The organism is Pseudochelatococcus lubricantis, assembly GCF_011762225.1.
GTDB lineage: Bacteria > Pseudomonadota > Alphaproteobacteria > Rhizobiales > Beijerinckiaceae > Pseudochelatococcus > Pseudochelatococcus lubricantis.
The window spans coordinates 346580-367672 of record NZ_JAASQI010000002.1; the positions used below are offsets into that span (position 1 = coordinate 346580).

Sequence of the window (21093 nt, forward strand, 5' to 3'; positions counted from 1 at the left end):
AGAGCCGATATTGGATGATTCCATATACATGAGCACCGGCGCTTATCCAAGCGCCGGTGCCGGTGGTTGTTGCAATTGCGTGACATGTTCTGCCCCGTGGGCACAAACACGTCCGGCTCAGGCGGCGAGCTGGCGCAACACGTAGTGCAGGATGCCGCCGTTGCGGAAGTACTCCAGCTCGTCGAGCGTGTCGATGCGCGCGATAAGCGGGACGTTCTTCACCGTGCCGTCCGCGAAGGTGATCTCCACAGTGAGCTTCTGGCGCGGCTGGAGCGTGTCGCCGAGGCCGTGGATCGTCACCTTCTCGTCACCCTTGAGGCCAAGCGTCTCCCACGAGGTGCCTTCCTCGAACACGAGCGGGATGATGCCCATGCCGACGAGGTTGGAGCGGTGGATGCGCTCGAAGCTCTGCGCGATGACGGCGCGGATGCCGAGGAGCTTACTGCCCTTCGCCGCCCAGTCGCGCGACGAACCCGTGCCGTACTCGCGGCCCGCGAAGACGACGACCGGCACGCCCTCGGCCTTGTAGCGCTCGGCCGCGTCGTAAATCGCCAGCCGGTCGCCGGACGGGAAGTGGACGGTGTAGCCGCCTTCGACGACGTTGCCGCTCTCATCCCGGACCATCTGGTTCTTCAGGCGGATGTTGGCGAAGGTACCGCGCATCATGACTTCATGGTTGCCGCGGCGCGTGCCGTACTGGTTGAAGTCCTGCGGGCGCACCTGATGGTCGCGCAGGTAGCGGCCGGCAGGGCTCGCCTCTTTGATCGAACCGGCGGGCGAGATGTGGTCCGTCGTGATCGAATCGAGGAACAGGCCGAGAATGCGGGCGCCGACGATATCCTCGACCGGCTCCGGCGTCTTGGTGATGCCTTCGAAGTAGGGCGGGTTCTGCACGTAGGTGGACGACGAATCCCAGTGGTAGGTGAGACCGCCGGACACCGTGATGCCCTTCCAGTTCGCGTCGCCCGTGAACACGTCCGCGTAACGGCGGCGGAACAGTTCCTGCGTGATGTTCCTGTCGATGAACTCCTGGATCTCCTGCGAGGAGGGCCAGATGTCCTTCAGGTACACCGGCTGGCCGTCCGCCCCCGTGCCCAGCGGTTCGGTCGTCAGGTCGATCTGCAGCGAGCCCGCGAGCGCATAGGCCACGACGAGCGGCGGGGAAGCGAGGTAGTTGGCGCGCACGTCCGGGCTTATACGGCCCTCGAAGTTGCGGTTGCCCGACAGCACGGCGGTCGCGATGATGCCGTTGTCGTTGATCGTCTTCGAGATTTCCTCGGCCAGCGGGCCGGAGTTGCCGATGCAGGTCGTGCAGCCGTAGCCGACGATGTTGAAGCCGAGCGCGTCGAGGTCCTTCTGCAGGCCGGACTTCTCCAGATACTCGCCCGCGACCTGCGAGCCGGGCGCGACGGAGGTCTTCACCCACGGCTTCGACTTCAGGCCCTTCGCCACCGCGTTGCGGGCGAGCAGGCCGGCGCCGATCATCACGCTGGGGTTCGACGTGTTGGTGCAGGAGGTGATGGCAGCGATCACCACGTCGCCGTGGCCGAGGTCGAAGTTCTTGCCCTCCACCTTGTAGCGGCTGGCGATATCGGCGGCCTTCTTGAACTCCGTGTCCATCGCGTCGATGAAGCCCTGCCGGGTGCCGGAGAGCAGGATCCGGTCCTGCGGGCGCTTGGGGCCGGCCATCGAGGGAACGACGTCGCCGAGGTCGAGGAAGAGCGTGTCGGTGAACTCGGGATCGGGCGTGTCGGCCGTGCGGAAGGTGCCTTGCGCCTTCGCGTAGGCCTCGACCAGCGCCACGCGGTCGTCGGCGCGGCCGGTCTTGTGCAGGTAGCGGATGGTCGCGTCGTCGATGGGGAAGAAGCCGCAGGTCGCGCCGTACTCCGGCGCCATGTTGCCGATGGTGGCGCGGTCCTCGATGGTCATGGCGTCGAGGCCCGGACCGTAGAATTCCACGAACTTGCCGACCACGCCCTTCTTGCGCAGCATCTGCGTCACGGTCAGCACGAGGTCGGTGGCGGTCACGCCTTCCTTCAGCCGGCCGGTGAGCTTGAAGCCGATCACTTCCGGAATGAGCATGGAGAGCGGCTGGCCGAGCATGGCCGCCTCGGCCTCGATGCCGCCGACGCCCCAGCCGAGCACGGAGAGGCCGTTGACCATGGTGGTGTGCGAGTCGGTGCCGACGAGCGAATCGGGATAGGCGACGGTCTCGCCGTTTTCGGTGCGCGTCCACACGGTCTGCGACAGGTATTCGAGGTTCACCTGGTGGCAGATGCCGGTGCCCGGCGGCACCACGCGGAAGTTGTCGAACGCATCCTGGCCCCAGCGCAGGAAGCGGTAACGTTCGCCGTTGCGCTCGTATTCCTTTTCCACGTTGTCGTGGTAGGCGCGCGGCGTGCCGAACTCGTCGACGATCACCGAGTGGTCGATGACAAGGTCGACGGGCACCAGCGGGTTGATCTTCTTCGGGTCGCCGCCGAGCTTGTTCATCGCATCGCGCATGGCGGCGAGGTCGACGACGCCGGGCACGCCCGTGAAGTCCTGCATCAGCACACGGGCGGGACGGAAGGCGATTTCCTTCTCCACCTTGCCCTTGTTGTTGAGCCAGTCGGCGATGGCGAGGATGTCGTCGCGCTTCACCGTGCGCTCGTCCTCGAAGCGCAGCAGGTTTTCGAGCAGGACGCGCGTCGAGAACGGCAGGCGGGACGCGCCCTCCAGGCCATTCTTTTCCGCTTCCGGAATCGAGAAGTATGTGTAGGACTTGTCGCCGACCTGAAGGGTGCGGCGGGAATTGAAAGTATCGTTGGAGGTCGTCATTGCGTGATCCTTGCGGGGACGTGAGACACGAATGCCAAGCCTGGAAGCGCCGAACGCGCGCGCCGCCCCGGGAGTGCCCAGGTCCCCGCGCGTCACGCGCGCGGCGCAGCCTGCGAGTTATATAGTCACTTTCGCGTCGGTGCGCTAGACCGTTGATAGTTGTTCTAAAGAGCTAGTCGCCTGAAAGCAATTGTTTAGAGAGGATTTAAACCGGCCTTGCGAATCGTCGTCGACAATCTCGCCTGCCGCCGCTCCGGGCGGCTGCTGTTTTCCGGTCTCTGCTTCACGCTCGCCGCGGGGCAGGCGCTCGTCATCACCGGCCGCAACGGTGCCGGCAAGTCGAGTCTGCTCGCCCTGCTGGGCGGCGCGCTCAAGCCCGCGGGGGGGACTTTGCAACTGATGGAAGCGGGCGAACGCACCCTGCCGGAAGTCATCAACGCGGTCGGCCACCGCGAGGGGCTCAAGGCGATGTTGACCGCCGAGGAAAATCTCGCCTTCGCCCGAGACGTGCTCGGCCATCCGGCGCTCACGCCCGTCGAGGCGCTGGAGAAGCTCGATGTCGCCCATCTGGCGCGGCTGCCGGTCGCCTACCTGTCCGCCGGCCAGCGGCGGCGGGTGGCGCTGGCGCGACTTTTTGTCACATCCCGTCCCGTCTGGCTGCTCGATGAGCCGACCTCGGCGCTCGACACGCCGTCGCAGGCGCTGGTCAATGGACTGATGCGCGAGCATCTGGCGAACGGGGGCCTGATCGTCGCCGCGACGCACCTGCCGCTGGCGCTCGACGGCGCGCTGACGCTACGCATCGAGCCGCCGCAGGAGGCCGAGGACGCCGAGGTGATGTGGTGATTCGCACGCTCGTCGCCATTGTCGGGCGCGACCTGCACATCGCCGCGCGTATCGGCGGGGCGGGCGGGCTGTCGCTGGTGTTCTTCCTGATGCTGGTGACGCTCATTCCCTTCGCCATCGGTCCTGATCTCAACCTGCTGTCGCGCATCGGCCCGGCCATCCTGTGGCTTGCTGCGGTGCTTTCCACGCTGATCGGCCTCGACCGGCTGTTCCAGGCCGATGAGGAGGACGGGTCGCTCGCCATCATGCTGGCGAGCGAGACGCCGCTCGAGCTCGTGGTGATCGCCAAGGGCGCCGCGCACTGGCTCACGACGGGGTTGCCGCTGGCGCTCTGCGCGCCGCTGTTCGGGCTGCTGCTGGCGCTGACGCCGCAGGCCATGCTGGCGGTTTCCGCCACCCTGCTCGTCGGGACGCCGGCACTCACCTTCATTGGCATGGTCGGCGCGGCGCTGACCGCGCGCTTGCGGCGTGGCGGACTGATTCTCTCCATCCTCGTGATGCCGTTGATGGTGCCCACCCTCATCTTCGGCGTCTCCGCGGCGGGCGCCGCCACCGGCGGCACGGTGCCGTTCCTGACGCCCTTCCTCATCCTGTGCGCGATCAGCCTCGCGGCGCTCGTCGTCGGTGCCGTGGCGGCGGCGATGGCGCTGCGGGCGGAGGGGTAGACGCCGGCCGTGCCCCTGTTCACGGCCACGAACGGCTTCCGGGCGGCCACGTTGCGGCGCGTCATGCCTTCCTTGGGAAACCCGCGTATGATCATCGGGCAAATTATCGCATTGCCGGGCGCTTCGGCTGTCTTTACATGGGCTGTAAACTGGGGCCTCCTCCAGAAACGCCGTGCCGCACAGCGTTGGGGAGGGCGATCGTCGAACCCTGATATCCGGAACCGGGGATGGCTGAAAACAACTCGATATTGACGGCGCTCGCCAATCCGACCCGCTTTTTGGCGCTCTCCGCGCGCGTGCTGCCGTGGATGGCCGGCCTGTCGGCGGTGCTCCTGGCGGTCGGGCTCTGGCTCGTGTTCTTTCAGGTGCCGGACGACTACCAGCAGGGCGCCACGGTGCGCATCATGTATATCCACGTTCCCGCCGCCTGGCTGTCGCTGTTTCTCTACGCCATGATGACGGGCTCGGCCATCGGCACGCTGGTATGGCGCCACCCGCTGGCGGACGTGGCGCAGAAGGCGGCCGCTCCCATCGGCGCGGCCTTCACGCTGCTGTGCCTCGTCACCGGCTCCATCTGGGGCAAGCCGATGTGGGGCACGTGGTGGGTGTGGGATGCGCGGCTGACGTCGGAACTCGTGCTGCTGCTGATCTATCTCGGCATCATCGGCCTGTGGCGGGCGATCGAGGAGCCGTCGGCGGCCGCGCGCGCCGTCGCCATCATGACGCTGGTCGGCTTCGTCAACATCCCGATCGTGAAGTTCTCCGTGGACTGGTGGAACACCCTGCACCAGCCTGCCTCCGTGTTCCGGCTGGGCGGGTCGACCATCGACGCCTCCATGCTGTGGCCGCTGCTGGTGATGGCGGCCGGCTTCACCCTGCTCGCGGTCTCGCTGCACCTGTCGGGCATGCGCACGGAGATCCTGCGCCGGCGCGTGCGCGCGCTGAGCCTGCTGGAGGCCCAGCAGCGGGAGCGCGCGCCCGTCGCGGCGGTCGTTGCGCCGGGGGTGGCCCGATGAGCGGCGGGCATATGGGTTATATCGTCGCGGCTTATGCGTTCGCTGCGATCACCGTGGGCGGGCTGATCCTGCGCGCGGTTCTCGATCACCGGGCGCAACAGCGCGCCCTTGCGGATTTCGAGGCGCGCGGTGTGCAGCGCCGGTCGCGGCGGAAGGCGGCGCAACCATGACCACGACGGCCGAACCGGACCCGCGGAAAGAACCTGCTTCGCCGACTGAACAGGAGGCGCCGGAGAAGCCGCGCCGGCGCCTTCTCGTGCTGCTGCCGCTCGTCGTTTTCGGCGCGCTCGCGGCGCTGTTCCTGTCGCGGCTCATCGAAGGTGATCCGTCGCGTGTGCCGTCCGCCCTCATCGGGCGCACGGTGCCGGCGTTCGCGCTGCCGCCGCTGCCGGGACTCGTACGCGACGGCGCGCCGGTGCCGGGGCTCGCGACGGCCGATCTGAAGGCCGGCAAGGTCACGCTCGTCAATGTCTGGGCGTCGTGGTGCGTGCCCTGCCGGCAGGAGCATCCGCTGCTCGTGCGGCTCGCGGCCGATCCGCGCGTGACCGTCGTCGGCATCAACTACAAGGACGCGCCGGAGAACGCGCGCCGCTTCCTCGGGGCGCTGGGCAACCCCTTCGCGGCCGTGGGCGCGGACGAGAACGGCCGCGTCGGCATCGACTGGGGCGTCTACGGCGTTCCTGAGACCTTCGTGGTGGCGGGCGACGGCACCATCCGCCACAAGCACATCGGCCCGCTGACGCCGGAAGCCCTCGCGACGACGCTGGAAAAGGCCATCGCCGAGGCGGCTTCCGCCCGGTAGCAGGACCGTTCAGCCCTCCTTCGGCTCCTCCTGCGGCGAGTGCTGCAGGATAAGCCGCGTCTGGGCGATCGCGAAGGCGAGCGTGATCGGCGTCATGCCGAACACCTTGAAACTCACCCAGAAATCCGTGCTTTGCGTGCGCCAGACGATCTCGTTGATCGCGGCGAGCACGAAGAAGAACGCGCCCCAGCGGAAGGTGAGCTTGCGCCAGCCCTCGTCGTCAAGCTGGAATACGCCGCCGAAGATGACGGGCAGCAGGGGCTTGTCGAACAGGAACAGGCCGCCGAGCAGGATGGAGCCGAACAGGCAGTTGACGATGGTGGGCTTGAGCTTGATGAACAGGTCGTCGTTGAGCCACAGCGTCATGGCGCCGAAACTCACCACCACGATGCCCGACACAAGCGGCATGATCGGCACGCGCCGTTCCAGCACGTAGTTGACGACGAGCGCAGCGACCGTCGCCAGCATGAAAACCGCCGTGGCAGCGAAGATGCCCGCGTGCTCGGCGCCCATGCCGGCGGGCAGCAGGGGGCCGACGAAGGGCGTGAAATAGCCGGGGCGCGCGTTCGCGGCGAAGAACAGCAGCAGCGGCCCCATCTCCAGCAGCAGCTTGGTGAGGGGCGGCAGGCCCTCTTTTCCGGTTTCGGCAGGTTGCGTCATGGTCTTTCGTGCTCGTCGAGCCCGGCGACGGCGCGGGCGAAATCCGTTGCGGCGAAGGGTTCGAGGTCGTCGACGCCTTCGCCCACGCCGATGAAGTGCACCGGCAACCCGAACTTGTCGGCGATGGCGACGAGGATGCCGCCGCGCGCCGTGCCGTCGAGCTTGGTCATGACGAGGCCGGTGACGCCCGCCATCTGGCCAAAGATATCTACCTGGCTGATGGCATTCTGCCCCGTCGTGGCGTCGAGCACCAGCAGAACCGCGTGGGGGGCGCTCTCGTCGCGCTTCCTGACGACGCGGATGATCTTTTCGAGTTCCGCCATCAGCCCCGCCTTGTTCTGCAGGCGGCCGGCGGTATCGATGAGCAGCACGTCGGTGGCGCTCTCCTGCGCTTCCTTCAGCGCGTCGAAGGCGAGGCCCGCCGCGTCGGCGCCCTGCTCGCGGCGGATAACGCGCGCGCCCGTGCGCTCGCCCCACACCGAGAGCTGTTCGATGGCGGCGGCGCGGAACGTGTCGCCGGCGGCGAGCATCACGGAGCGCCCCTCCGCCCGGAATTTTTGCGCGAGCTTGCCGATGGTGGTCGTCTTGCCCGACCCGTTGACGCCGACCATCAGGATCACGAACGGCTTTTTCGCGGTGTCGATCGCGAGGGGCCGGGCGACGGATTCGAGCACGGCCGCGATCTCGCGCGCGAGGATCGCCTTCACTTCCTCGGGCTCGATGGATTTGTCGTAGCGCCCCTTGCCCACCGCCTCGGTGACGCGCGTCGCCATGGCGACGCCGAGATCCGCCTGGATGAGGATGTCCTCCAGCTCCTCCAGCGTCGTGTCGTCGAGCTTGCGGCGCGTGAAGATGCCGGCGATGCCCGAGCCGATGGACGAGGACGTGCGCGACAGGCCGGCCTTGAGGCGCTGCCACCAGCCGCCTTTCGCCGGCGGCTCTTCCACCTCCGGCTCTTCCACCCCGGGCTCCGGCTCTTCCACCCCGGGCTCTGGCTCTTCCACTTCGGGCTCTGGCTCCTCCGGCTCCACCTCGGGTTCGGGCGCGCTGACGGGCGTGGGCTGCGGTGCGGCGGGCTCCGTCGCGACAATCTCGGTCACGGTTGATTCGGGCAGCGGCGCTTCCTCCGCTGCCTGCGGTTCCGGGGCCTCCTGCGGCGGGACGGGGGCTTGCTCGTTCTCCGCGGGCTGCGGCGCGGGCGCGGCTTCCGGCTTCCTGCCGAAGAGGCGGGAGAACAGGCCGCGTTTCTTGCCGTCCTGCCTGTCGTCGTCGGTCATGTGCTTTTCCGTCGTTGCAGGTTCCAGATTGTTTGCGCACAGGCTTGCCATCGCGCGACATCCTCGATAGCCCGAACGGCATGAACGGGGAAGTCACAGAAGCCGAGATAATGCGCCGCGTGCTGTATCGCGATGCGCTCATGCTCGTCATCGACAAGCCGGCGGGCCTGCCGGTGCATCCGGGGCCGCGCAACAGCCTGTCGCGCAGCGGGCGCGCAGGCACGCAGACGCTGACGCAGTTTCTGCCCGCGTTGCGCTTCGGCCTGCCCCGCGTGCCGGAACTTGCCCACAGGCTCGATCGCGACACCTCCGGCTGCCTCGTCCTCGGCCGCCATCGCAAGGCGCTGGAGCGGCTGGGAAAATTGTTCAAGGGCAACCAGGCGCACAAGACCTACTGGGCCATCGTGGAAGGCGGGCCGGAGGCGGAGACGGGCGAGATCGAACTGCCGCTCGCCCCGCGCGATCCGGACAGGGGCTGGTGGATGAAGGTCGATCCGGCCGGCCAGCCGGCACTCACACGCTGGCGGGTGCTGGGGCGGGCCGATGGCCGGACGTGGCTGGCGCTGGAGCCGGTGACGGGTCGCACGCACCAGCTGCGCGTGCACTGCTCCGCGAGCGGTTTTCCCATCCTCGGCGACGCCGTCTACGGCCACGCGCCGCGCTTCGGCGGTCCGGGCCTGCATCTGCATGCGCGCGCCATCACGCTGCCGCTCTATCCCAGGCGGGAGCCCGTTCATGTGGAGGCGCCCCTGCCGGCCCATATGGCGGAAACCTTCGCCGCTCTCGGCTTCGACGCGCCCGCGCCGTCAGGCAGCGACAAGCTGCCGCCCGTCGTGGGCACCGATGATGACGGGCAGGAGCTGGCCGGGAACCGTTGAGCCGGGCAGCTTCACCGGCGTGAACGCTTCCGTGCGGCCGACGCCGCCGCGCTCCGTCAGCACGATGCGCTGCTGTCCGACCTCGCCGGCGAGGTGCATTTCCAGCAGGCGCGCGCCGAGCCCGCGCAGCCGCGCCGCGCGCTCCTTCACGATTTCGCGCGCCACCTGCGGCATGCGCGCCGCCGGCGTGCCGGGTCGGGGCGAGAACGGGAAGACGTGCAGGTGCGTCAGCCCGTAGGCGACGACGGCCTCGTATGAACGGGCGAACATCTCTTCCGTCTCGGTCGGGAAGCCGGCGATGATATCCGCGCCGAACACCATATCGGGGCGCAGGCGGCGCAACGTTTCCACGAATTTCAGCATGTCCGCGTGCGCGTGGCGGCGCTTCATGCGCTTGAGGACGAGATCGTCGCCCGACTGCAGGGAAAGATGCAGGTGCGGCATCATGCGCGCGTCGGTGGCGATCGCCTCCAGGAGATGGTCGTCCGCCTCAACCGAGTCGATGGAGGACAGTCGCAGCCGCGCGAGCCCGGGCACATGGCGCAGGATGTTCTTCACCAGCAGGCCGAGGGTCGGCTTGCCGGGCAGGTCCGCGCCATAGCTCGTGATGTCGACGCCGGTGATGACGGCCTCGCGGTAGCCGTTGTCCACCAGCCGCTTGAGGCTGTCGACGACTTCGCCCATCGGCACCGAGCGCGACGGCCCGCGCCCGTAGGGAATGACACAGAACGTGCAGCGGTGGTCGCAGCCGTTCTGCACCTGCACGAAGGCGCGCGTGTGGCCCTCGAAGGCGTCCGCCATCTGTGGCGCGGTCTCGCGCACGGCCATGATGTCGCTGACGGAAACACGTTCGGTCGCAGGCGTCGTCCATGTCTCGGGGCGCATCTTCTCCGCGTTGCCGACGACGCGCGCCACCTCCGGCATCGCGGCGAAGCGGCCGGGCTCGATCTGCGCCGCGCAGCCGGTGACGACGATCTCGGCGCCGGGGCGCTCGCGCTTCAGGCGGCGGATGCTCTGGCGGGCGTGGCGAGTCGCTTCCGCCGTCACGGCGCAGGTGTTGACGATAACGATATCGCCGCCGGCGGCCTCCGCGTGGCGCCGCAACGCCTCGGATTCGGCGATGTTCAGCCGGCAGCCGAAAGTGACGATCTCGACGGCCATCAGGCGGCGGCGTCCTGGAACAGGGCCGGGGGCAGGCTATCCGCCCATTCGAGTTCGGTGGGGCCGGTCATCAGCACGTGGCCATCGTCCCGCCATTCGATGGTCAGGGCGCCACCGGGAAGCTGCACTTCCAGCCGCCGCCCGGCCAGCCCGCGCGCCATGGCGGCCACCGCCGCCGCGCAGGCGCCCGAACCGCAGGCGCGGGTCTCGCCCGCGCCCCGCTCCCACACGCGCAGCAGCAGATGCCCGCTGTCGAGCACCTGCGCCAGCGAGATGTTGGCGCGTTCGGGAAACAGCGGATCGTGCTCCAGCGACGGGCCGATCGCGGTCAGGTCGTAGGCTGCGGCGTCGCTGACGAAGAAGATGGCATGCGGATTGCCCATGCTCACGCCGAAGGGCTTCTCCAGCGCCGGCAGCCCCTCCGCCTCGCGGTGCAGGGGCAGCGCCGCCGTTTCCGTGACCGGATGGGCGAGGGGAATATCCTCCCAGGCGAAGCGCGGCGCGCCCATGTCGACGGTGAAGACGGTGTCGTCCTGCCGTGTGCAGGCGAGGACGCCGGCGGCGGTTTCGACGACAGCCTGCCTGCGATCGGTGCCGCGCAGGATGGCCCACGCCACGCAGCGCGTGCCGTTGCCGCAGGCGCCGGCTTCCGAGCCGTCCGCATTGTAGATGCGCACGAAGGCGTCCGTGCCTTCGGAAACGGGATCGTGCAGCACCATGAGCTGCTCGAAGCGCGCCCGTTCAAACCGTCCGATGGCGCGCGCCTCCCGTTCCGTGACGATGTGCGAGCGGCCGCGCAGGTCCAGCACGATGATCTCGTTGCCGAGACCGTTCATCTTGAGAAAAGGCAGATTGGCGAGCGTATTCAAGTTTTGTGTCCGTCATGAATGGTAGCGCGGCAAGGCCACGACAGGCAGATATGGTGCAGGGGGCGCAAAATAGCCACTCCCGGCAGGTTCCACACTTGCCGGACGCTTCCGGGCCGATGGCCGCGCCGGCAGTATAGGGCCGAAGGGCGTCAGAAAGAAAACGCAATCGAACGGCCTGCCCTTTACCCGTAACATTCATATGATAAGCGAAGACTGCTAAGCGAAAGTTCATGGCGCGGCCCGGACAGCGGCCCGGCCGTCTTGGCGCGGTCCGGTCCTTGCGGCGCTGATCTCTGGAGCGATGTGATGATGGCGCGTGAGCGATTCGCGTTTCTGGCTTCCCTCGTGGTGGTGGCGGGCGGCGTGGCGGTGGCGCATGCGACGCCCGCCGAAACCGTCGAAACCGCCGGGCCGCCCCCGGCCGCCGTGGTTCGCGATACGCCTGCAGCACCGCCCATTCCCTATCCCGGCATGCCGGGCAGCATCCCCGGCAGCCTGGCGCCTTCGCCATACCATGCGGGCGATACGCCGCGGGCGCCCGACGCCTCCCAGTCGACGCTCGCGCCCGCGCCTGCCGACGCCGGCGGCGTGGACGAGGTCGACATCGCACCCCGCAAGACGCTGGTGCTGTCGTCGCAGGCTGAATGGGCGAAGGGATTCGAGAGCCTTTCGGCCGCCTTCAGGCTGCTCGACGAAATCGCCATCGCTGCCGGCTTCGACGTGAAGGGCAGACCGTTCGCCATCTTCACGCGGACGGACGACAACGGCTTCAGCTTCGATGCCATGCTGCCCGTGGAGCCCGACGGCGGCGATGCCGCGGCGCAGGAGGCGCTGCGGCAGGCGGCGGCGGAGCATGTCGACGGCAAGGGCGCGAAGGATGCCACCGCCGATGCGGTCAGGCTCGGCCTCAGTCCGTCCGGCAAGGCCTACCGGTTCGTGCACGCCTCGCCCTACGACGATATCGAGACCACCTACGAGGCTGTTACTGCCTGGCTCGACAGCCGCAACATCGTGGTGCGCGACGCCTTCATCGAGGAATACGTCACCGATCTGACGGACCCAACCGACGAGGCGCTGGAAGTCTATATATACGTGCAGCCTGTTGACGCGCCAGGCGGGAAAGCCCCCGCGCCGCAGCCCCAGGAAGGGGCGGGGACGCCGAAGGAACCCGAAACGCCGGCGACGCCCGCGCAGGAGCCGCCGCCGGCGCAAGAACCTGTACAAAAACCTGCGCAAGAGCCCGCGCAAGAGCCCGTGCAAGAACCTGCTCGGCAAGAACCTGCTCGGCAAGAACCTGCTCGGCAAGAACCTGCTCGGCAAGAACCTGCTCGGGATGAGCCGCCGGCTGTCGTACCCGCGCCTGCTGCGCCCGTGCCGGGAAGTGGGGGCTGACGCTTCCGCTGCGTCCGCGTGCGTGTTGCTGTGCGAGAGGGCTTGACTCGTTCGTGTTTCCGATTGCATAAGGTCCGGATATATCCGCCCGAACCATTGTTCGTGAGCCGCCGACCGTGTCCGGCATGTCATGCCCGGCCGGAGGTCAACGTCCGACAGCGCGTTGCGCCCTCGGGCGCGTTCGGCTTTGCGCCCATGGGATTTTCCGGCGGATCGTTGACGGAGAGAGTGGCATGGTTGGCGAAGCGGCCCGCACGGCGGGCGTTCTGCCGGGTCTGGACATTGCGCATGCGCGCCCGCACATCCCCCTGCGGGGACGGATGGCGCGCGCCCGCGTGACGGCGGCCGCCAACGGATAACCGGAGACAGCCATGTTCGAGAGCCTTTCCGAGAAACTTTCCGGCATTTTCGATACGCTGACGCGCCGTGGCGCGCTGACCGAGGCGGACGTCAACGTGGCGCTGCGCGAGGTCCGCCGTGCGCTGCTGGAGGCCGACGTGGCGCTGGAGGTGGTGCGCAGCTTCACGGACAAGGTGAAGGCAGCCGCCGTCGGTGCCAACGTCGTCAAGTCCGTGACGCCGGGTCAGATGGTCGTCAAGATCGTGCACGACCAGCTCGTCGAGATGCTCGGCACGGAAGCGGTCCCGATCAGCCTCGACTCGCTGCCGCCCGTCGCCATCCTCATGGTCGGCCTGCAGGGCTCGGGCAAGACCACGACGACGGCCAAGATCGCACGCCGCCTCACCGACAAGGAAAAGCGCAAGGTCCTGCTGGCGTCGCTCGACACGCGCCGGCCGGCGGCCATGGAGCAGCTTGCGGTGCTGGCGAAGCAGGTCGGTGTCGATGCGCTGCCGATCGTCGCCGGCCAGTCGGCCGTGCAGATCGCGCGCCGGGCCATGGAGGCCGCGCGCCTCGGCGGCTACGACGTCGTCATGCTCGATACCGCCGGCCGGGTCACCATCGACGAGGCGCTGATGGCGGAGGTGGCGCAGGTAAAGGCCGCGACCGACCCGCACGAGGTGCTGCTCGTCGCCGACAGCCTCACCGGCCAGGACGCGGTCAACACCGCCCGCGCCTTCGATTCGCGCCTCGGCGTCACCGGCATCGTGCTCACCCGCATGGACGGTGACGGGCGCGGCGGCGCGGCGCTCTCCATGCGCGCCGTCACCGGCAAGCCGATCAAGCTCGTCGGCACCGGCGAGAAGATCGATGCGCTGGAGGATTTTCACCCCAGGCGTGTCGCGAACCGTATCCTGGGCATGGGCGACATCGTATCGCTCGTCGAGAAGGCGTCGGAAACTCTCGACGCCGAAAAGGCCCTGCGCATGGCCGAGAAGATGCGCAAGGGCTCCTTCGATCTCAACGACCTGCGCGACCAGATCAGCCAGATGGAGCGCATCGGCGGCATGAAGGGTGTGCTCGGCATGATGCCGGGCGTCGCCAAGATGAAGAACCAGCTCGATAACGCGAACCTCGACGACCGCGTGCTGAAGCGCCAGAAGGCCATCATCGATTCGATGACGCCGCAGGAACGGCGCGCGCCGGATGTCCTGAAGGCGAGCCGCAAGAAGCGCATCGCGGCCGGTTCCGGCACCCGGGTCGAGGACGTCAACAGGCTGCTCAAGATGCATCGCCAGATGGCCGATGTGATGAAGGCCATGGGCAAGGGCGGGCGCGGCGGCATCGCCGGGGCGCTCGGCAACCTCTTCGGCGTCGGTGGCGGCATGCCGAATATCGATCCCTCGAAGCTGACGCCGGAGGCGATCGAGGAAATGAAGAAGCAATTGCCGGCGGGGCTCGCTCCCGGCGGCTTGCCGGGCGGCGGCCTTCCTCCGGGCCTGCCCAATCCTGGTTTGCCGAAGTTGCCGTCCGGCGGCGGCGTTCCGAAACTTCCCGGCCTGGGCGGCGGCTCCGGCGGAGGGCTTGGCGGCGGCCTGCCGGGGCTCGGCAAACCCGGCGGATCGTTCAATCCGTTCGGCAGGAAAAAGTAAGTAAACCGGTACATTCTGATTTGTTGAAAAGGAAAGTGAAAAAATGGCTCTGAAGATTCGTCTCGCCCGCGGCGGCGCCAAGAAGCGCCCCTATTACCGTATCGTTGTCGCCGATGCGCGCTCGCCGCGCGATGGTCGCTTCATCGACCGCATCGGCTCTTACGATCCGCTGAAGGCGAAGGACGATCCGGCGCGCATCACGCTCGACGCCGAGAAGGCGAAGGAATGGATCGCCAAGGGTGCGCAGCCGACCGACCGCGTGCTGCGCTTCCTTGACGCCGCCGGCGTCGCCCCGCGCGCTGCCCGCAACAACCCCGCCAAGGGCCAGCCGGGCAAGAAGGCGCAGGAGCGCGCGGCCGAACGCGCTGCAGCCGCCGCCGCTGCTGCGGCCGCCGCTGCCGAAGCCGCCCCCGCCGAGGCGTGATCCGGGCGGACGCGGACATGAGCGCGGATTGCGGACATGGCTGAGGCGAAACGCGAGCGCGTCCTCGTCGGCGAATTCGGCCGCGCCCACGGCGTTCGCGGCGAGGTGCGGCTGAAGTCCTTCACCGGCGATCCCGCGGCCATCGCGTCCTACAATCCGCTGCAGCGCGAGGATGGCAGCGCCGTCGTCCTCGCCGGGCTGCGCGCGGTGGCCGGGACGGCGGACATGTTCGTCACCCGCGTCGAGGGCGTCGCCACCCGCGAGGCGGCCGAGGCACTGACGCGCGAGCGCCTTTATGTGCCGCGCGAGCGGCTGCAGGCGGAGCTTGAGGACGACGAGTTCCTGCAGGTCGACATTATCGGCGCGCGGGTCGAGGATGCCTCGGGCACGGTCATCGGCCGGCTGATGGCGTTTCACGATTTCGGCGGCGGCGATGTCATCGAGATCGCGCCCCATTCTTCGCTCGGCCGCCGCGCGCCGGCGCTGCTGCCGTTCACGAAGGCCTTCGTGCCAGTGGTGGACGTCGCTGCCAAGCGGATCGTGGTGGCGGCAGAAGGCCTGTTCAGCGACGACGACGATGACGCACCTCGCGGATGAGGAACATGGCGGGCATGCCCAGGGTTGGCATGCGTCCGTGCTGACGCTGTTTCCGGAGATGTTTCCGGGGCCGCTTGGCTTCAGCCTGGCCGGCGAGGCGCTCAAGCGCGGCGACTGGTCGCTCGACGCCCACGACATCCGCGACCACGGCCTCGGCCGTCACCGCAGCGTCGACGACACGCCGGCGGGCGGCGGGCCGGGCATGGTGCTGCGCGCCGACGTGCTGGCGTCGGCGATCGATGCCGTTTGCGCGGCCGACGCGCGGCCGCGCTTCCTGATGAGCCCGCGCGGGCGCCCGCTCGAACAGGCGCGTGTGCGCGCGCTTGCCGAAGGGCCGGGGGCGGTGATCGTCTGCGGGCGCTTCGAAGGGGTGGACGAGCGGGTGATCGCCGGGCGCGGCCTTGAGGAAGTGTCGATCGGCGATTACGTGCTCTCCGGCGGGGAACTCGCCGCCATGGTGATGATCGACGCCTGCGTGCGCCTGCTGCCGGGCGTCATGGGCCACGATTCCTCCGGCGCCGAGGAAAGCTTCGAGGCGGGGCTGCTCGAATACCCGCACTACACGCGCCCGCGCGCGTGGGAGGGGCGGGAAATTCCCGAGATCCTGCTGTCCGGCAACCACGGCGCCGTCGCCCGCTGGCGGCGCGAGGAGGCGGAACGGCTGACGCGCGCGCGACGGCCGGATCTGTGGGAGAAGAAATCCACCTAAAGCGTTTTCAAGCAAAGTGGATACCGGTTTGCGTGAAGAAAGCGCGTAATATCAAAAACTTATAGCATTTCTGCGTTTCAATGAAATGTCGAAATGCTATAGAGGCACGTGGACGCGCCGCGACGGCTCGACATCCGGGTGCGGCTCGTGTATACGCCACCATCCCCCGCGCCAGTTTGGCTGCAGGCGGGAATCAACTGAAAACAGCGCGCCGAAACGCTGGCACCGTATTGGTGCTTCGGCAGGAGTATTTGATATGAGCAACATCATCGAGCAGCTCGAAAAAGAGCAGATCGCGAAGCTTTCCGCCGTTCGCGAGACCCCCGCGTTTCAGCCCGGCGACACGGTCATCGTGAACGTCCGCGTCAAGGAAGGCGACCGCACCCGCGTTCAGGCCTACGAGGGCGTCGTGATTGCCCGCGGCGGTTCCGGCCTGCACGAGAGCTTCACCGTCCGCAAGATTTCCTATGGCGAAGGCGTGGAGCGCGTGTTCCCGCTGTTCTCGCCGATCATCGATTCCATCAAGGTCGTGCGCCGGGGCAAGGTGCGCCGCGCCAAGCTGTATTACCTGCGCGACCGTCGCGGCAAGTCCGCCCGCATCGCCGAGCGCGTGGATCGTAACCGCACCTCCGGCAAGCAGGCCGCCGCGGCCGCGCCTGCGGCGAAGTAAGGGCACCGGGCCGTTTCCGGCCCTGCCGATATCTGAGGGAAGGCGATCCGTGGCTCATGCCGGATCGCCTTTTTTATTATTTTGTGTCGTCCGGGCGCCCGCTGCAAAAAGAATTGTTCGCTACAGCCCGTTGTGTTAAGAACTATTCTTATGACGATGACGCCCGTGCCTTTGTCCGTGACGGCGCGCAGTTTTGCGCGAGGGGTCGCACGGCCCAAGTGGCCGACGACGCAGGAATTTGCGGCGTTGCACGATCATGCGCGTCTGCCGTGGCGTTTTTTCGGGCGCTTTTCCGCCTCCCTTGCCGCCGGCCTTGGCCGCTGACGCCGGAAGGACCGGCGTCAGTATCGTCCGCGTAGAACCGATGCGCGGATTTTCCATTTCTTCCGTTCGTTTCTGAGGCAATGTGCAAGCTGCACGTTGCCCCGCCGATATTGAAGGTTCGGCATCATGAGTGGTATTCCGGCCGCTGGCCAGCGTGACAACGCAAAACCGCGTACCCTGTATGACAAGATCTGGGACGACCATGTCGTCTCCCGGCAGGAGGACGGCACCTGCCTGCTTTACATCGACCGCCACCTCGTGCACGAGGTGACGAGCCCGCAGGCGTTCGAGGGCCTGCGGCTCGCCGGGCGCAAGGTGCGCGCCCCCGCGCGCACGCTCGCCGTCGTCGATCACAACGTGCCGACGACCGACCGCTCGAAGGGCATCGACGACCCGGAAAGCGCCCAGCAGGTCGAGACGCTGGCGGGAAACGCGCGTGACTTCGGGGTCGAGTATTTCAACGAACTGGACAAGCGCCAGGGCATCGTCCACGTCGTGGGGCCGGAGCAGGGTTTTACCTTGCCGGGCACGACCATCGTCTGTGGCGACAGCCACACCTCGACCCACGGCGCCTTTGGCGCGCTTGCGCACGGCATCGGCACCTCGGAGGTGGAGCACGTGCTCGCCACCCAGACGCTGATCCAGAAAAAGGCGCGCAACATGCGCATCACCGTCGACGGGCAGCTGCCGGAGGGGGTGAGCGCCAAGGACGTGGTGCTGGCGATCATCGGCGAGATCGGCACGGCGGGCGGCACCGGCCACGTGGTGGAGTTCGCGGGCGAGGCGATCCGTTCGCTCTCGGTCGAGGGCCGCATGACGGTCTGCAACATGACCATCGAGGGCGGCGCGCGCGCCGGCATGGTGGCGCCTGACGAGAAAATCTACGAGTACCTGAAGGACCGCCCCAAGGCGCCACGCGGCGCGGCGTGGGATGCCGCCGTGCGCTACTGGGAGAGCCTGCGCACGGACGAGGGCGCCATATTCGACCGCGAGGTGGTGCTGGACGGCGCCAACCTGCCGCCGATCGTGACCTGGGGCACGAGCCCGGAGGACGTCGTCTCGATTGCCGGCGTGGTGCCGAATCCGGATGACATTGCCGACGAAATGAAACGGCAGGCCAAGTGGCGGGCGCTCGACTACATCGGCCTGAGGCCCGGCACGAAAATCACGGATATCCCGGTCGACCGCGTGTTCATCGGCTCGTGCACGAACGGCCGCATCGAGGACATGCGGGCGGCGGCGCGCGTCGTCGCGGGCCACCGGGTGCGCGAAGGCGTCAAGGCCATGGTGGTGCCGGGCTCTGGCCTCGTGAAGCTTCAGGCGGAGGCGGAGGGCCTCGACCGCATCTTCATCGACGCCGGCATCGAATGGCGCGAGCCGGGCTGCTCGATGTGCCTTGCCATGAACGCCGACAAGCTGGAGCCTGGCGAGCGCTGCGCGTCCACCTCGAACCGCAATTTCGAGGGCCGGCAGGGTTTCAAGGGCCGCACGCATCTTGTCTCCCCGGCCATGGCGGCGGCGGCGGCGATCGCGGGACGCTTCGTCGACGTCCGCGAGTGGCGCTGAACCATGACGGACGAGACGCCGGACCGCATTGAAATCTGGGGCCGGCGTCTCGGTCGCGGCCTTGCGTATGTCGCCTTGGGCGTGCTGTTTCTGCTGTTCATTCTGAGTTTCGGAGGTGAACCGTGAGCAGACAGCCCGCTGAATGGCGCGACGCGATGGCGCCCGGCCTCGACGTCTTCGAGGAACTGGCGGAGGCGGCGTTCGCCGCGCTGCCGGAAGCGTTCCGCGAACTCGCGCGCGACGTCGTCATCCGCATCGAGGATTTTCCCGACGACGACACGCTCGATGCGATGGAATGCGAGACGCCGTTCGATCTGCTCGGGCTGTTTCACGGCAACGGGCTGGCGCAGGGCGGCGGCATCCGCTGGACCGGGCAGATGCCCAACCTGGTGTTTCTGTATCGCCGGCCCATCCTCGACTACTGGGCCGACCACGAAGAAACGCTCGGCAGCCTGATAACCCATGTGCTGGTGCACGAGATCGGCCACCATTTCGGCCTTTCCGACGCGGACATGGAGGAAATCGAACGGCAGGCCGGGCAGGACGATGCAACGGGCTGAAACGTAACGTTATCGGCCGAGGGGTTTTCGCAATGGACAAGTTCACCCAGTTGACCAGCGTCGCGGCGCCGATGGAAATCGTCAACGTCGACACGGACATGATCATTCCCAAGCAGTACTTGAAGACCATCAAGCGCACCGGCCTCGCGCGCGGCCTGTTCGCGGAGATGCGGCTCAACGAGGACGGGACGGAGAATCCGGACTTCGTGCTCAACAAGCCCGCCTATCGCCAGGCGCAGATTCTGGTGGCGGGCGACAACTTCGGCTGCGGCTCCTCCCGCGAGCATGCGCCGTGGGCCCTGCTCGATTTCGGCATCCGCTGCGTCATCTCGACGTCGTTCGCGGACATTTTCTACAACAACTGCTTCAAGAACGGCATCCTGCCCATCCGTGTGACGCCGGAAGAACTCGAACTGCTGATGGACAACGCGCGGCGTGGCGGGAACGCGCGCCTCGCCGTCGACCTGGAGGCGCAGACCATCACCGCGTCCGACGGCGAGGTGGTGTCCTTCGACATCGATCCGTTCAGGAAGCATTGCCTGCTGAATGGCCTCGACGACATCGGCCTGACGATGGAGAAGGCCGTCGAGATCGAGCACTACGAGACGCAGAACGTCGATACCCGGCCGTGGGTGTAACTGCTTGCGGATAGAAAAATCCGCCAGAGATAGTATTCAGGGAGAGCGTGATTCGGCGCTCGCGCCGCTTCATGCTTCTCCCGATAACGAAACGCGCGAAGAGGCGTCCGCCAATGACATCCCATCATCTGCTGCTCCTGCCGGGCGACGGCATCGGTCCCGAGGTCGCGGGCGAGGTCGAGAAGCTCGTGCAATGGTTCTCGAACAGGGGGCTTGCCCGGTTCGAGATCGAGAAGGATCTCGTCGGCGGCGCGGCCTATGACGAGCACGGCGTGGCGCTGGCGGACGACGCCCTGAACCGGGCGCTCGCTGCGGACGCCGTTCTCTTCGGCGCGGTCGGCGGGCCGAAGTGGAACGACGTGCCCTACAACCAGCGGCCGGAGGCCGGCCTGCTGCGGCTGCGCAAGGACCTCGGCCTCTTCGCCAACCTGCGCCCGGCAATCTGCTATCCGGCGCTGGCGGAGGCCTCCGCCCTGAAGCGCGAATATGTCGACGGCCTGAACCTCGTCATCGTGCGCGAGCTGACGGGCGGTGTCTATTTCGGCGAGCCGAAGGAGATCGTGACGCTGGAGAACGGCGAGAAACGCGCCGTCGATACGCAGATCTACACCACGCACGAAATCGAGCGCATCGCGCGCGTGGCCTTCGAGCTGGCGCGCCAGCGCCGGGGCAAGGTCGCGTCGTCCGAGAAGCGCAACGTCATGAAGACAGGCGTGCTGTGGCACCAGGTCGTCAACGAGGTGCACAAGGATTATCAGGATGTGGCGCTGGAGCACATCCTGGCGGACAACTGCGGCATGCAGCTCGTGCGCAACCCCAAGCAGTTCGATGTGATCGTGACCGACAACCTCTTCGGCGACCTGCTGTCGGACGTTGCGGCCATGCTGACCGGTTCGCTCGGCATGCTGCCGTCCGCGTCCCTGGGCGCGGAAGATCCGGCGACCGGCAAGCGGCGTGCGCTGTATGAGCCGGTGCATGGCTCGGCGCCGGACATCGCGGGGCAGGGGCTGGCGAACCCGCTCGCGATGATCGGCTCCTTCGCGATGGCGCTGCGTTATTCGTTCGATCTCGGGCAGGAAGCGGATCTGGTGGAAAAGGCCGTGGCCAACGTGCTGGCGGCGGGCATCCGCACCAAGGACATCGCCGCGCCGGGCGCCAACACGGTTTCCACGAGCGACATGGGCGACGCCGTGATTCGCGAGCTGGAGACGCTGATCCAGTAGTGCCG

At 67.6% G+C, this 21093-nt stretch carries 23 protein-coding genes; 18 read left to right on the forward strand and 5 right to left on the reverse strand.

Translation table 11 applies throughout. The features are described 5' to 3' along the window. Positions 1-117: 117 nt before the first annotated feature. Complete coding sequence (gene acnA, locus FHS82_RS05525) at positions 118-2820, reverse strand: aconitate hydratase AcnA (RefSeq protein ID WP_166949654.1); 2703 nt, start codon at positions 2818-2820, stop codon at positions 118-120. A 216-nt stretch (positions 2821-3036) separates the two neighbouring features. Between acnA and ccmA the strand changes: the two genes are divergently transcribed. The 5 genes from ccmA (at position 3037) to FHS82_RS05550 (ending at position 6149) form a co-directional block, all read left to right on the forward strand. Continuing rightward, on the forward strand, positions 3037-3666 hold the full coding sequence (gene ccmA, locus FHS82_RS05530) for a heme ABC exporter ATP-binding protein CcmA (protein WP_166949655.1): 630 nt from the start codon (positions 3037-3039) through the stop codon (positions 3664-3666). Continuing rightward, positions 3663-4331 (forward strand): heme exporter protein CcmB, encoded by a 669-nt coding sequence (gene ccmB, locus FHS82_RS05535; protein WP_166950232.1) that lies wholly within the window; start codon positions 3663-3665, stop codon positions 4329-4331. The genes ccmA and ccmB overlap by 4 nt, the downstream gene beginning before the upstream one ends. Positions 4332-4558: 227 nt before the next feature. Next, entirely contained in the window at positions 4559-5347 is a 789-nt protein-coding gene (locus tag FHS82_RS05540) for a heme ABC transporter permease (protein ID WP_166949656.1), read from the forward strand. Positions 5348-5358: 11 nt separating this feature from the next. Further along, complete coding sequence (gene ccmD / locus FHS82_RS05545) at positions 5359-5517, forward strand: heme exporter protein CcmD (protein ID WP_246225096.1); 159 nt, start codon at positions 5359-5361, stop codon at positions 5515-5517. After that, positions 5514-6149, forward strand: a complete 636-nt coding sequence (locus tag FHS82_RS05550; protein WP_166949660.1) for a DsbE family thiol:disulfide interchange protein — start codon at positions 5514-5516, stop codon at positions 6147-6149. Before ccmD ends, FHS82_RS05550 begins: the two co-directional genes overlap by 4 nt. A 9-nt stretch (positions 6150-6158) precedes the next feature. Here the strand turns inward: FHS82_RS05550 and FHS82_RS05555 are convergent, their stop codons facing one another. Both FHS82_RS05555 and ftsY read right to left on the reverse strand, forming a co-directional pair. Then, positions 6159-6809, reverse strand: a complete 651-nt coding sequence (locus tag FHS82_RS05555; protein ID WP_166949662.1) for a septation protein A — start codon at positions 6807-6809, stop codon at positions 6159-6161. After that, the gene (ftsY, locus tag FHS82_RS05560; RefSeq protein WP_166949664.1) at positions 6806-8086 is read right to left on the reverse strand and encodes a signal recognition particle-docking protein FtsY; all 1281 of its coding nucleotides are present in this window, start codon (positions 8084-8086) and stop codon (positions 6806-6808) included. The genes FHS82_RS05555 and ftsY overlap by 4 nt, the downstream gene beginning before the upstream one ends. 80 nt (positions 8087-8166) lie before the next feature. Here ftsY and FHS82_RS05565 point away from each other — a divergent pair, with 80 nt between their 5' ends. Next, a complete protein-coding gene (locus FHS82_RS05565) occupies positions 8167-8964 on the forward strand; it encodes an RluA family pseudouridine synthase (RefSeq protein WP_166949666.1) in 798 nt (265 codons plus the stop codon). On the opposite strand, the gene mtaB is transcribed toward FHS82_RS05565, so the two are convergent. Next, positions 8893-10125 carry a tRNA (N(6)-L-threonylcarbamoyladenosine(37)-C(2))-methylthiotransferase MtaB gene (gene mtaB / locus FHS82_RS05570; RefSeq protein ID WP_166949668.1) on the reverse strand — a complete coding sequence of 411 codons (1233 nt, stop codon included), beginning with the start codon at positions 10123-10125 and terminating at the stop codon, positions 8893-8895. The two genes, FHS82_RS05565 and mtaB, sit on opposite strands and share 72 nt — an antisense overlap. Further along, a complete protein-coding gene (gene dapF, locus FHS82_RS05575; protein WP_166949670.1) occupies positions 10125-10994 on the reverse strand; it encodes a diaminopimelate epimerase in 870 nt (289 codons plus the stop codon). Before dapF ends, mtaB begins: the two co-directional genes overlap by 1 nt. A gap of 309 nt (positions 10995-11303) precedes the next feature. Between dapF and FHS82_RS20905 the strand changes: the two genes are divergently transcribed. The 12 genes from FHS82_RS20905 to leuB all read left to right on the forward strand — a co-directional run bounded on the left by FHS82_RS20905 (position 11304) and on the right by leuB (position 21088). Next, positions 11304-12386, forward strand: a complete 1083-nt coding sequence (locus FHS82_RS20905; protein ID WP_208394103.1) for a GyrI-like domain-containing protein — start codon at positions 11304-11306, stop codon at positions 12384-12386. A 233-nt stretch (positions 12387-12619) separates the two neighbouring features. Further along, a complete protein-coding gene (locus tag FHS82_RS21320; RefSeq protein ID WP_281351076.1) occupies positions 12620-12745 on the forward strand; it encodes a hypothetical protein in 126 nt (41 codons plus the stop codon). Positions 12746-12757: 12 nt separating this feature from the next. Beyond that, positions 12758-14377, forward strand: a complete 1620-nt coding sequence (gene ffh, locus FHS82_RS05585; RefSeq protein WP_166949672.1) for a signal recognition particle protein — start codon at positions 12758-12760, stop codon at positions 14375-14377. Positions 14378-14420: 43 nt separating this feature from the next. Next, complete coding sequence (rpsP, locus tag FHS82_RS05590) at positions 14421-14801, forward strand: 30S ribosomal protein S16 (protein ID WP_166949674.1); 381 nt, start codon at positions 14421-14423, stop codon at positions 14799-14801. A 36-nt stretch (positions 14802-14837) separates the two neighbouring features. Continuing rightward, positions 14838-15398, forward strand: coding sequence for a ribosome maturation factor RimM (rimM, locus tag FHS82_RS05595; RefSeq protein WP_166949676.1), 561 nt, complete (start codon positions 14838-14840; stop codon positions 15396-15398). After that, positions 15379-16107, forward strand: coding sequence for a tRNA (guanosine(37)-N1)-methyltransferase TrmD (trmD, locus tag FHS82_RS05600; protein WP_166949678.1), 729 nt, complete (start codon positions 15379-15381; stop codon positions 16105-16107). The genes rimM and trmD overlap by 20 nt, the downstream gene beginning before the upstream one ends. 256 nt (positions 16108-16363) lie before the next feature. Continuing rightward, a complete protein-coding gene (gene rplS, locus FHS82_RS05605; protein ID WP_166949680.1) occupies positions 16364-16777 on the forward strand; it encodes a 50S ribosomal protein L19 in 414 nt (137 codons plus the stop codon). A gap of 450 nt (positions 16778-17227) precedes the next feature. Next, a complete protein-coding gene (gene leuC / locus FHS82_RS05610; protein WP_166949682.1) occupies positions 17228-18667 on the forward strand; it encodes a 3-isopropylmalate dehydratase large subunit in 1440 nt (479 codons plus the stop codon). A gap of 3 nt (positions 18668-18670) precedes the next feature. Further along, positions 18671-18793, forward strand: coding sequence for a hypothetical protein (locus FHS82_RS21325; RefSeq protein ID WP_281351077.1), 123 nt, complete (start codon positions 18671-18673; stop codon positions 18791-18793). Between the two features lie 29 nt (positions 18794-18822). Continuing rightward, positions 18823-19227, forward strand: coding sequence for a metallopeptidase family protein (locus FHS82_RS05615; RefSeq protein ID WP_208394127.1), 405 nt, complete (start codon positions 18823-18825; stop codon positions 19225-19227). A 32-nt stretch (positions 19228-19259) separates the two neighbouring features. Further along, complete coding sequence (gene leuD, locus FHS82_RS05620; protein WP_166949685.1) at positions 19260-19865, forward strand: 3-isopropylmalate dehydratase small subunit; 606 nt, start codon at positions 19260-19262, stop codon at positions 19863-19865. 113 nt (positions 19866-19978) lie between these two features. Continuing rightward, positions 19979-21088, forward strand: a complete 1110-nt coding sequence (leuB, locus tag FHS82_RS05625; RefSeq protein WP_166949687.1) for a 3-isopropylmalate dehydrogenase — start codon at positions 19979-19981, stop codon at positions 21086-21088. The last annotated feature ends 5 nt before the right edge of the window (positions 21089-21093 follow it).